Source organism: Pseudomonas sp. Marseille-Q5299, from assembly GCF_943737035.1.
Classification (GTDB): domain Bacteria; phylum Pseudomonadota; class Gammaproteobacteria; order Pseudomonadales; family Pseudomonadaceae; genus Aquipseudomonas; species Aquipseudomonas putida_E.
In genome coordinates, this window is record NZ_CALSFR010000001.1 from 24,328 (window position 1) to 36,521 (window position 12,194).

General features: G+C 62.3%; 9 protein-coding genes. 6 read left to right on the forward strand and 3 right to left on the reverse strand.

Annotated features, from left to right (window positions below; genetic code table 11):
• The gene (locus NGJ21_RS00115) at positions 1 to 1,245 is read left to right on the forward strand and encodes a 2-aminoadipate transaminase (RefSeq protein ID WP_251961675.1); all 1,245 of its coding nucleotides are present in this window, start codon (positions 1 to 3) and stop codon (positions 1,243 to 1,245) included.
• 3 nt (positions 1,246 to 1,248) lie between these two features.
• Here NGJ21_RS00115 and NGJ21_RS00120 read toward each other — a convergent pair whose 3' ends face one another.
• A complete protein-coding gene (locus tag NGJ21_RS00120) occupies positions 1,249 to 1,551 on the reverse strand; it encodes a hypothetical protein (RefSeq protein WP_012315223.1) in 303 nt (100 codons plus the stop codon).
• Positions 1,552 to 1,690: 139 nt separating this feature from the next.
• Here NGJ21_RS00120 and NGJ21_RS00125 point away from each other — a divergent pair, with 139 nt between their 5' ends.
• Positions 1,691 to 2,116, forward strand: coding sequence for a hypothetical protein (locus tag NGJ21_RS00125; RefSeq protein WP_046785675.1), 426 nt, complete (start codon positions 1,691 to 1,693; stop codon positions 2,114 to 2,116).
• A gap of 73 nt (positions 2,117 to 2,189) precedes the next feature.
• Positions 2,190 to 4,301: an elongation factor G gene (gene fusA, locus NGJ21_RS00130; protein WP_046785674.1), complete on the forward strand. Its 2,112-nt coding sequence runs from the start codon at positions 2,190 to 2,192 to the stop codon at positions 4,299 to 4,301.
• 50 nt (positions 4,302 to 4,351) lie between these two features.
• Here the strand turns inward: fusA and NGJ21_RS00135 are convergent, their stop codons facing one another.
• Positions 4,352 to 5,794, reverse strand: a complete 1,443-nt coding sequence (locus tag NGJ21_RS00135) for a SulP family inorganic anion transporter (protein WP_115274354.1) — start codon at positions 5,792 to 5,794, stop codon at positions 4,352 to 4,354.
• Between the two features lie 102 nt (positions 5,795 to 5,896).
• The gene (locus NGJ21_RS00140; RefSeq protein ID WP_251961676.1) at positions 5,897 to 7,051 is read right to left on the reverse strand and encodes an ATP-binding protein; all 1,155 of its coding nucleotides are present in this window, start codon (positions 7,049 to 7,051) and stop codon (positions 5,897 to 5,899) included.
• A gap of 141 nt (positions 7,052 to 7,192) precedes the next feature.
• Here NGJ21_RS00140 and NGJ21_RS00145 point away from each other — a divergent pair, with 141 nt between their 5' ends.
• From NGJ21_RS00145 to NGJ21_RS00155, 3 genes are all read left to right on the forward strand, one after another.
• On the forward strand, positions 7,193 to 7,927 hold the full coding sequence (locus NGJ21_RS00145) for a secretin N-terminal domain-containing protein (RefSeq protein ID WP_251961875.1): 735 nt from the start codon (positions 7,193 to 7,195) through the stop codon (positions 7,925 to 7,927).
• A 493-nt stretch (positions 7,928 to 8,420) separates the two neighbouring features.
• On the forward strand, positions 8,421 to 9,746 hold the full coding sequence (aceA, locus tag NGJ21_RS00150; RefSeq protein WP_012315229.1) for an isocitrate lyase: 1,326 nt from the start codon (positions 8,421 to 8,423) through the stop codon (positions 9,744 to 9,746).
• Between the two features lie 535 nt (positions 9,747 to 10,281).
• A complete protein-coding gene (locus NGJ21_RS00155; protein ID WP_251961876.1) occupies positions 10,282 to 12,039 on the forward strand; it encodes an OPT family oligopeptide transporter in 1,758 nt (585 codons plus the stop codon).
• Positions 12,040 to 12,194: the final 155 nt, after the last annotated feature.

Below are 12,194 nucleotides of genomic sequence, written 5' to 3' on the forward strand. Positions count from 1 at the left end.
ATGAATCTGGAAAGTATCAGCCAATCCATTGCCATCGTTCATCCGATTACACTTTCCCATGGCCGTAATGCCGAAGTCTGGGATACCGACGGCAAACGTTACATCGACTTCGTCGGCGGCATCGGCGTGCTCAACCTGGGCCACTGCAACCCGGCCGTGGTCGCGGCCATCCAGGCCCAGGCCACGCGCCTGACCCACTATGCTTTCAACGCGGCGCCTCACGGCCCTTACCTGGAGCTCATGGAGCGCCTGCGCGCGTTCGTGCCGGTCAGCTACCCGCTGGCCGGCATGCTTACCAACAGCGGCGCAGAAGCGGCGGAAAACGCCCTCAAAGTCGCCCGCGGTGCCACCGGCAAGCGCGCCATCATCGCCTTCGATGGCGGCTTTCATGGCCGCACCCTGGCAACCCTGAACCTCAACGGCAAGGTCGCCCCCTACAAACAACGGGTCGGTGAACTGCCGGGGCCGGTGTACCACCTGCCCTACCCCAGCGCCGACACCGGCGTCACCTGCGAGCAGGCGCTCAAGGCCATGGATCGCCTGTTCAGCGTCGAGCTGGCAGTAGAGGACGTGGCGGCGTTCATCCTGGAGCCCGTGCAAGGTGAAGGTGGCTTCCTCGCCCTGGACCCGGCCTTTGCCCAGGCGTTGCGCTGTTTCTGCGACGAGCGCGGGATCCTGATCATCATCGACGAGATCCAGTCGGGTTTCGGCCGCACCGGCCAGCGCTTCGCCTTCCCGCGGCTGGGCATCGAGCCAGACCTGCTGCTGTTGGCCAAGAGTATCGCCGGCGGCATGCCGCTGGGGGCGATGGTCGGGCGCCAGGGGTTGATGGCGGCGCTGCCCAAGGGCGGCCTCGGCGGAACCTATTCGGGCAATCCGATTGCCTGTGCAGCGGCGCTGGCGAGCCTGGCGCAGATGACCGATGAGAACGTCGCCACATGGGGCGAGCGCCAAGAGCAGGCCATCGTCCGTCGGGTTGAACGCTGGCAGCAACGCTTCCCGTTCATCGGGCGCCTGACAGGCGTCGGCGCAATGCGCGGGATAGAGTTCGTCAATGCAGACGGCAGCCCTGCACCCGCTCAGTTGGCCAAGGTCATGGATGCAGCAAGGGCAAAAGGCCTGTTGCTGATGCCCAGCGGCAAGGCGCGACACATCATTCGCCTGCTGGCGCCACTGACCATCGAAGCCGAGGTGCTCGAAGAAGGGTTGAACATCTTCGAGCAGTGCCTGGTCGAGTTGAACTGAGGCTTACAGGCCCAGTTCTTCCGGGGTGAGCATGTCGGACTCGAAAGCGATCCAGCCGCCTTCGAGTTCGGCGTGGCCGTTGACGATCGGGCCGTAGTAGGTAAGGCCGTTCTCCAGCGTCACACAGATATGCGTGGCCGGCTTTTCCGGAGCCGCGAGCGTGCCGACGAAATGCACCTTCTTCAGGGTTTCGGTCACGGCTTCCAGGCCAACACGCATGCTGGGGTTTTCCGAGGCCTCGATATCGCCCCCACGGTCTTCGGCGCTGATGGTGACGGTGGCGGTGTACGGGAACTGGGTGCTCAAGCGGGGTTACCTCGGTGTTGGATGCAGGCTTGCGGGCGCGTAGAGTACGGCAGCTGTGCGCAGTTGTCTCTAATGGCCTCCCCCGCCCTGATCTGTTAGGGTGCCCGCCGATGCACGCCACACCACACGAGGACACCGAGTGAGCGCCGAAGAACCCCTGATCGCCGACCTGTTCGAGGTCGACAAACGCCTGACCCTCAAGCCCGTCGTGGATTTCAACGCTTACCTGCGCAACGCCTTCGGCGAAGGCCCGTGCCGCTGCCACCGCTGCACCGAAGGTGGCGACGAAAGCACCTATACCCACGCCCACAGCTTCACCCTCGATGGTCGCCAATGGCACCGCCGTTTCGCCACCACAGCCGGCAGCGACGTGGCGCAGGTACTGAAAAAAGCCTGGCTGTCGTACACCAAGGCAGACCTGAACCCGGTCGGTGCCCTGGACCTGACCACCCTCAAGACCTTCACCGAAGCGGCTCTGCACGAGCGCCTGCTGGCCCTGCTGCCCGCCAGCGGCGTTGCCCGCGAAGTGGACGGCCAGTGGCTGCTGCAAGCCCAGGCCGACTGACGGCCCGGCGGTAAAGCAGGATTCTCCCGCTCTGCTACCTTGGGAGAATCCGCTCATCCGCAGGTAGTCCGTCATGGCCCGCACAACGCCCATCGAGCTGTACCGCAACATTGGTATCGTCGCCCACGTGGATGCCGGCAAGACCACGACCACCGAGCGCATCCTGTTCTACACCGGGGTCAACCACAAGATGGGCGAGGTGCACGATGGCGCCGCGACCATGGACTGGATGGCCCAGGAACAGGAACGCGGCATCACCATCACCTCGGCGGCGACCACGGCCTTCTGGCAGGGCTCGACCAAGCAGTTCGCCGACAAGTACCGTTTCAACATCATCGATACCCCCGGCCACGTCGACTTCACCATCGAGGTGGAACGTTCGCTGCGCGTGCTCGATGGCGCCGTGGTGGTGTTCAGCGGTGCCGACGGGGTAGAGCCGCAGTCCGAGACGGTGTGGCGCCAGGCCAACAAGTATCACGTCCCGCGCCTGGCCTATATCAACAAGATGGACCGCCAAGGCGCAGACTTCCTGCGCGTGGTCAAACAGATCGACAAGCGCCTGGGGCATCACCCGGTACCCATCCAGCTGGCCATCGGCAGCGAAGAGAACTTCATCGGCCAGATCGACCTGGTGAAGATGAAGGCGATCTACTGGAACGACGCCGACCATGGCACCACCTACCGCGAAGAAGAAATCCCGGACGAACTCAAGGCACTGGCCGACGAATGGCGTGCGCACATGGTCGAAGCGGCGGCCGAGGCCAATGATGAGTTGACCACCAAGTTTCTCGATGGCGAGGAGCTGAGCATCGACGAGATCAAGGCCGCCCTGCGCCAGCGCACCATTGCCAACGAAATCGTGCCGACCATCCTTGGCTCCTCGTTCAAGAACAAAGGCGTGCCGCTGATGCTCGATGCGGTGATCGACTACCTACCCGCGCCCTCCGAAATCCCGGCAATCAAGGGCACCGACCCGGACGACGAAGAGAAACACCTGGAGCGCCACGCCGACGACAACGAGCCGTTTTCGGCCCTGGCGTTCAAGATCGCGACCGACCCGTTCGTCGGCACGCTCACGTTTGCCCGGGTGTACTCCGGGGTGCTCAGTTCCGGCAACGCAGTGCTCAACTCGGTCAAAGGCAAGAAAGAGCGCATCGGCCGAATGGTGCAGATGCACGCCAACCAACGTGCAGAAATCAAGGATGTATGCGCCGGCGACATCGCCGCCCTGATCGGCATGAAGGACGTGACGACCGGCGACACGCTGTGCGACATGGACAAACCGATCATCCTCGAGCGCATGGACTTCCCGGACCCGGTGATCTCCGTGGCCGTAGAACCCAAAACCAAAGCCGACCAGGAGAAAATGGGCATCGCCCTGGGCAAGCTGGCCCAGGAAGACCCCTCGTTCCGCGTGCGCACTGATGAGGAGACCGGCCAGACCATCATTTCAGGCATGGGCGAACTGCACCTGGACATCATCGTCGACCGCATGCGGCGTGAGTTCAACGTCGAGGCCAATATCGGCAAGCCCCAGGTGGCCTACCGCGAAAAGATCCGCAACACCTGCGAGATCGAGGGCCGCTTCGTTCGCCAGTCCGGCGGGCGCGGCCAGTATGGGCACTGCTGGATCCGCTTTGCACCGGGCGATGAAGGCAAGGAAGGCCTGGAGTTCATCAACGAGATCGTTGGCGGCGTGGTACCCCGCGAGTACATCCCGGCGATCCAGAAAGGCATCGAGGAGCAGATGAAGAACGGCGTGCTTGCCGGCTACCCACTGATCAGCCTCAAGGCTGCGGTGTTCGACGGCTCCTATCACGACGTCGACTCCAACGAGATGGCCTACAAGATCGCTGCCTCCATGGCCACCAAGCAGCTGTCGCAAAAAGGCGGAGCGGTGTTGCTGGAGCCGGTGATGAAGGTCGAAGTGGTCACGCCCGAGGAATACCAAGGCGACATCATGGGCGACCTGAGCCGGCGCCGCGGCATGATCCAGGATGGCGACGAGACCCCCGCCGGCAAGGTGATCCGTGCCGAGGTGCCGCTGGGAGAAATGTTCGGCTACGCCACCTCGATGCGCTCTATGACCCAAGGGCGGGCCAGCTACACGATGGAGTTCACCCGTTATGCCGAGGCGCCGGCGAGCATTGCTGACGGCATTGTGAAGAAGAATCGCGGGGAGTGAAGCCGCGAGGGCTATGCCGGCGATAGGGCCAGCACAGCCCCCGCAAGAACTCAGTGCTGCTCGCCTGCCCGCTTCAACAGTTTCTTGCAGCGCTCGGACAGATGCACCACCCGCAGCTGCTTGCCCGCCTTGGCATACCGCTCGCGCAAGGTCTTCAATGCAGCAATTGCCGAATAATCGACGAAGCTCACATGTTGGCAGTCCAAGGTAACCTTGGCCGGGTCACCCGCTGGGTCGAACTGGTTTAGAAACGGCGTGACCGAGGCGAAGAACAGCGTGCCATGCACCTGGTAATGCTTGACCCCCTCGGCGTCCTCATGGCTGTCGGCGTACAGCTCCCGCGCATGCTGCCAGGCAAAATTCACCGCCGCGATGACGATGCCGAACAGTACGGCCGTGGCCAGGTCGGTGAACACCGTGACAACCGTCACGGCAATGATCGCCAGCACATCGCTCACCGGCACTTTGTGCAGCACGCGCAAGGACGCCCACGCGAACGTCTGCTGGGCGACCACGAACATCACCCCGACCAGCGCCGCCAACGGGATACGCTCGATCAGCGGCGACAGGAACAGCACGAACAGCAGGATCATCACCCCAGCCACCACGCCGGACAGCCGGCCGCGGCCATTGGAGCTGAGGTTGATCACCGTCTGGCCGATCATCGCGCAGCCGCCCATGCCACCGCACAAGCCTGAAACCATGTTGGCTGCACCCAAGGCCACGCACTCGCGGTCCGGGTAGCCGCGGCTCTCGGTGATCTCGTCGGTGAGGTTCAGCGTCAGCAGGGTCTCCAGCAAGCCGACCATGGCCATCAGCACCGCGTAAGGGGCGATGATCTTCAGCGTTTCAAGGTTCCAGGGCACATCCGGCAGGGCCAGCGTCGGCAGCCCACCAGCAATGTGCGCCATGTCGCCAAGGGTGCGGGTTGGCAGGTCGAGCAGGTACACCAAAAGGCCAACGCCGAGGATCGCCACCAGCGCTGGCGGCACGGCGCGGGTCAGCTTTGGCAGCACGTACACCACCAGCATGGTCAGTGCCACCAGGCCGATCATCAGCCAAAGGGGCGTGCCGCTGAGCCACTGCTCACCCGTCTTGAAATGCTCCAGCTGGGCCATGGCGATGACGATCGCCAGGCCGTTGACGAAGCCAAGCATCACCGGATACGGCACCAGGCGCACCAGCTTGCCCAGGCGCAACAGGCCGAACAGGATCATCACCACACCACCCAACAGTACGGTGGCCAGCAGATACTGCGCACCGTGCTGCACCACCAGAGCGACGATCACCACCGCCATCGAGCCGGCAGCACCGGAGATCATGCCCGGGCGGCCACCGAACAGCGCGGTGAGGGTACAGATTATGAAGGCGCCGTAAAGGCCCATCAGCGGGTTGAGGTGCGCCACCAGGGCGAAGGCGATGCACTCGGGGACCAGAGCGAATGAAGTGGTCAGGCCGGCGAGCAGGTCGGCGCGAAGTCGGGCGGGTTTCATGGGTGTCCTGTGATGCAGGGCCAGGCGGCCGGTACTGAAAACAAACGAAGGGCGGGATGTTACGGAATTTGTCTGGCAGTGACCACCGCGAGCGGGCCAGCCCTAGCCGCGCGCCAGCCACTCGGCCATTGCTACATCCTCCAGCGCGTACTCGCCGCGATTGGCCTTCCACACCAGCTCCTTTTCCCGCAGGGCATCCAGGGCTTTTTGCACATTAGTTGTCGTGGCGTTGGCTTCGGCAGCAGCCTCTTCCAGCTTGCGATTGACGTCGATGAAGGTCTGTTCGGTGAAAGGCGAGAACGGCTGCCGGGCCAGCGTGCGCTCGGCCATCACCGCCAGTACCGCCTGTTGCAAGGCAGACAGCTCGTTCCAGGCGCTTTCGTAGTCGCTCCACACTCCGGCCTGATGGTTCAGCGCACCGGTGCGCAGCAGCTCGCCAAGGTTGCCTGCCTCGCCCAGCCCGATACTCACCTCGGTGAGCAGCTTGCCGAGCATCTCCGGGCGCCGGCCAACACGCTCAAAGGCATACTCCAGGTCCTCGGCCTTGAACTGGTTGCTGGCCGCCAGACGGCCATTCCAGACACCGGTCACGAAGTCGACGAAGTCCCGCCCCAACAGCGGAAACGCAGTGATGCTGGCGCCATAGAATGGCTGCTTGCTCTTGAGCACCAGATTGGCCAGCTTGTCCCGGCTGGACCCGGTAAACACCAGGCGCAGGCCATCGGGGCGGTCACCCCGGTTGAGGTGATCGCGCGCCGCCTTGAGCGCGAACATGGCGTTCAGCCCACCCTCGCTGTTGAGGGCATGCTGCGCCTCATCCACCACCAGCACCACCATTTGCCCGCACACCTGATGCAGCACCGCAAGTGCCTGTGCCAGCGTGGTACCGGCGGGCAGTTGCGGGCGGGTGAAATCCCAGCTGAGCGTACGCAGCAGGTTGATCTTGTCGATACCCGCCTTCTTCGCGGTTTTGGCCAAGGTACTTTCAAAACGCGCCAGAGCGCTGCCGATGGCACCGCTGATCAACTCGGCAGGGTCGGCATCACGGTCAGACCACAGGTCGACATACACCGGCAGCCAGCCACGCTCCAGGCAGGCTGGAATGAAGTCGTTATTCAGGAAGGTGCTCTTGCCCGTGCGCCTTGGTGCAGCGAGGAACATACCCGAGCTGTAGTCGACGAACGATTCGCCGGCCAGGTCCCGTACCAGGGCTTGAGCCAACTGTTCGCGGCGGAAGATCGGGCGGGCAAGGCTCATGGCAATATCCTGAATTATCCAGATGACTATAATTTATATCTTATAGAATAAAAGCAGGATAAAAGACACCTTGTGATGGACAACCGGCACGAGTCGCACAATTTTGCCATCATGTTGATTCCACCTGCGGAGATCATGGACATGGCGCTACGCCCCTTTCTAACTTCCCTGCTGCTGGCCGCCAGCCTGGCCGCCCAAGCCGCCACCGAAGTGCTGCCGCTGCAGCACCGCAGCAGCGCCGAACTGCTGCCCGCCGCCCAGTCGTTCATTGGCAAGGACGGTAGCGTCAGCGCCTTCGAGAACAAGTTGATCGTCACTGCCAGCCCCGAACGCGTAGACGACCTGCGCGCCCTGCTGCAACAGCTGGACACCGCGCCCAAGCGCCTGATGATCAGCGTCGACAACAACGACAGCAACTATCAGGACAACCGAGACAATGCGCGCATCATCCATTACGGCACCAGCAACCGGGATGGTGGCCTGCAACAGGTCCAGGCCAGCGAAGGCCAACCGGCGCTGATCCAGGTCGGCCAGAGCATCCCGGTCACCAGTACCAGCACCGACGGCTATGGGCGCATCCAGAGCAACACCGAATACCGTAATGTGACCCAGGGTTTCTACGTGACCCCAAGCCTGATCGGCGAAACCGTTCGCCTGCAAATAAGCACCAATAATGACCGAATGAGCCATGAACGTGCTGATGTAGTGAAAGTACAAAGTACCGACACGACGGTCACCGGCAAGCTCGGTGAGTGGATTACCCTGGCTGGGTTCAACCAGCAGAGCCAGGCCGATCTCAGCCCGTCAAGCCGCACTTACAGCACCCAACGGGGTGAAAACATGACTTTACGTGTCAAAGTCGACCTTCTCGACTGATCCCAGGCAAATCAAGGCCTCGACCAAAGGCCTTGAAACTGACCAGCAAGTCGCATTAGACCAAAGATGTAGTAAGCCCAAAAAAGCACTACAAAACATTTGACAGGCTCTTTTTCCCAAGGGCATGATGGCCTCGCTCCCGCTAATCAGGGGCCCTGGCAAGGGCCTTCGAGGCGCCCTCCTCCCACCCTTGGAGGCACCTCGTGTCTATACGGCCCACAAGGCGGTTCGACGGGATTGCGACTGCAACGAAGAAGTTGTCCCGAGGGACGGAAGCGCATCACCGCAGTTCTGGCAATCGCGTAGCACCGCAGCAAGGCATCCACGAGCCGACCTGCCGGCGCATGCCCTCGCCCAGACTGCAACTCCTTCCCCCTTCGAGCCTTCGCGTTCGCCGCCGCACTCCCCCGAACAGGACAGCCGCCACACCCCTGATTCGCTTCGTGAGCATCAGCACAATTACCCCAAGATCGATGCGACGAGGTTTATTTCCATGGCACTGACACGCGAACAGCAAATTGCAGCCCTCGAGAAAGACTGGGCCGAAAACCCGCGCTGGAAAGGCGTGACCCGTACCTACACCGCCGCCGATGTCGTTCGCCTGCGTGGCTCCCTGCAGCCGGAGCACACCCTGGCCCGCCTGGGTGCAGAAAAACTGTGGAAGCTGGTCACCGAGGGTGCCCACCCGTCCTTCCGCCCAGAAAAAGATTTCGTCAACTGCATGGGCGCCCTGACCGGCGGCCAGGCAGTGCAGCAGGTCAAGGCCGGCATCCAGGCCATCTACCTGTCTGGCTGGCAGGTGGCCGCCGACAACAACTCGGCCGAGTCCATGTACCCTGACCAGTCGCTGTACCCGGTCGACTCCGTACCGACAGTGGTCAAGCGCATCAACAACTCGTTCCGCCGCGCCGACCAGATCCAGTGGAAAGCCGGCAAGAACCCGGGCGACGAAGGCTACATCGACTACTTCGCGCCAATCGTGGCGGACGCTGAGGCCGGTTTCGGCGGCGTGCTGAACGCCTACGAGCTGATGAAGAACATGATCGAAGCGGGCGCCGCCGGCGTGCACTTCGAAGACCAGCTGGCCTCGGTGAAAAAGTGTGGCCACATGGGCGGCAAGGTCCTGGTACCTACCCAGGAAGCCGTGCAGAAGCTGGTTGCAGCGCGCCTGGCCGCTGACGTATCGGGCGTACCGACCATCATCCTGGCCCGTACCGACGCCAACGCCGCCGACCTGCTGACCAGCGACTGCGACCCGTACGACCAGCCGTTCGTGATCGGTGAGCGTACCCGTGAAGGCTTCTACAAGGTCCGCGCCGGCCTCGACCAGGCCATCGCCCGCGGCCTTGCCTACGCGCCGTACGCCGACCTGATCTGGTGCGAAACCGCCAAGCCGGACCTGGACGAAGCCCGCCGCTTCGCCGAAGCGATCAAGAAGGAATACCCGGACCAACTGCTGTCGTACAACTGCTCGCCTTCCTTCAACTGGAAGAAGAACCTGGACGACGCCACCATCGCCAAATTCCAGCGCGAGCTGTCGGCCATGGGCTACAAACACCAGTTCATCACCCTGGCTGGTATCCACAACATGTGGCACGGCATGTTCAACCTGGCGCACGACTACGCCCGCAACGACATGACCGCCTACGTGAAGCTGCAGGAGCAGGAATTCGCCGACGCCAGCAAAGGCTACACCTTCGTGGCGCACCAGCAGGAAGTGGGCACCGGCTACTTCGACGACATGACCACCGTGATTCAAGGTGGCGCATCGTCGGTGACGGCACTGACCGGTTCGACCGAAGAAGAGCAGTTCCACTGATAGTGGTTTGCTGCTGAAGAAAGGGCCCGGGGCTTGTGAAAGCCCCGGGCTTTTTAGTTCAGCCTGGTTGTTTTCAGAAAGTCGGTTTTCCCCGGCTCGAATGAGCCCACACAGGCCCTTCATGCCAGAGAGGTTTTGGCACTGCGCTGCAGCAGCGCCAAGAGCGATGACAGGTGCAGCAGGCGTTATGGGAATGACGCCCGTCACATCGCACTGACTTTTCTTTCACTCAATTTTCACGGCGCCAAGCAGAGACTAAAGCCATCCCTACGTGATAGACGCTCCTTTGCCCGCCCCTCCCGGCGGGCTTTCTTTTGCTCACGATTTGCAGTGGCTTGTCTCATCGCCCATTGCACCGTCCATTTCAAAAGCGCTACCCATCGGCGCACCGCAATAACTGGCAGATAGCCAAACCGGGCCAAAAATTTTTCAAATCTCTTTGCCAGCCGGGTCACACTGGCTGCCACTGAACCTTCGTGGCTTTCCGGGCTCAGTTGTGCAGACAACGCTTGCGCCATCTAGAAAGGGATTTGTAATGGGACATGCTCCAGCCGCCGCCCTCCCAAGGGTTCGCATCGAACGTGAGCTGAGCCTGCGGGCTGTACTCACCGGCGCGATGCTGGGCATTTTGCTCACGCCATCGAATGTCTATGCGGGGCTCAAGATCGGCTGGTCATTCAACATGTCGATCATCGCTTTGCTGGTCGGCTTCGCCCTGTGGCAGGGTATCGCGGGCCGCAAGAAGGAGCGGCCCGTTTGGACGCTGCACGAAAGCAACATCAACCAGACCGTGGCGTCGGCCGCCGCCTCCATCATTTCCGGCGGGCTGGTGGCGCCGATCCCGGCCTATACGCTGCTCACCGGCCACCAACTGGACCCGGCGCCGATGATGGCCTGGGTTTTCTCCGTAAGCTTCCTGGGCATCTGGATCGCCTGGTACCTGCGCCCCGCCTTGCTCAACGACCATGATCTGAAGTTCCCCGAAGGCATGGCGACCCTGGAAACGCTGCAGCAGATCTACCATCATGGGCGCGAAGCCATGTCTCGCATCAAGGTTCTGTGCAGTGCCGCGCTGCTGTCAGGGCTGGTGAAGTGGATTGACGGCTTCGTCTGGGCGCTACCACGCTGGGCACCCACGCCTGCGCTCGAGCGCCTGACCTTTACTGTCGATCCTTCGCTGTTGCTCATCGGCTTTGGCGGCATCATCGGCATTCGAGTTGGCCTGACGTTGCTGTTCGGCGCCGCGCTGGCCTGGGGCGGGCTAGCGCCGTGGCTGATCGACCACGCATTGGTAGTGATCGCCCCGAACGCCAGCGGCCCCCAGTTCGCCGCGCTGGTGGAGTGGCTGTTGTGGCCGGGCGTTAGCCTGATGGTCTGTGCGACCTTGACTTCATTGGCAGTTCGTCTGTTCCGAGTGTCACGGCGGTTGCCTGCAAATGCGCTTGCACATCGGGCGCCGCGCGCCAGGATACGGTTTTCGCCAGGGCCTGCATCCGGCCTGCTGCTATCCGTCGCTCTGGTCGTCGCCCTGCAGGCGCTGCTGTTCGGGATCGACTGGTGGATGGCGTTGTTGAGCATTCCTTTGGCGATTTGCCTTGCCGTCGTCGCCGCGCGCGTCGTGGGGGCCACCGGCATCGCACCGATTGGCGCCATTGGCAAACTGTCGCAGCTCGGCTTCGGCTTGATCGCCCCCGGCCAGGTGGCCATCAACCTGATGAGCGCCAACACGGCGGGGGGCGCGGCCGGGCAATCCACAGACCTGATGAACGACTTCAAGGTTGGCTTGGCGATCGGCGCGACCCCGCACAAGCAACTCGTTGCCCAATGCATCGGTATTTTCATCGGCAGCGTGGTCGGCGTGCTGGTTTACCTGATGCTGATACCGGATCCGCAGGCCATGCTGCTTACCGAGGAGTGGCCTGCGCCGGCTGTCGCGACCTGGAAAGCGGTGGCCCAGACGCTGACAGTTGGGCTGGGAGCGCTGTCGTCGGAGATTCGCTGGGCGATTTTGGCTGGCAGCGCTGTAGGCGTGCTGTTGGGCACGCTGGACAGCCTGCTACCGCAACGGGTGGCCCGCTGGCTGCCGAGTACCGCCGCACTGGGGCTGGCATTCATATTGCCGGCGTCGATCGCGATGATGATGGGTTTTGGCGCAGTACTTACCTGGCTGGTCAACTGCCGATGGCCGAGCGTCACGGAGCGCTTTGCGATCACAGCGGCAGCTGGGTTGATTGCAGGTGAAAGTATCACGGGCGTAGGGGCATCGTTCTGGGAGATGCTACGGACGCTGTAGCTGTACGAAACAGCGTCGCGAACACGGCATGAGGCAGCGCTTGTACCTTTGGCTGCCCTGAGTAAAGGTCAGTTCTGGGTCCGGCTGGTTTCTGTTTGTGTTCGGAAATCAGATTTTTTCCCTTTCTTGTAGTCCATTTCCCAAACATACTTCAG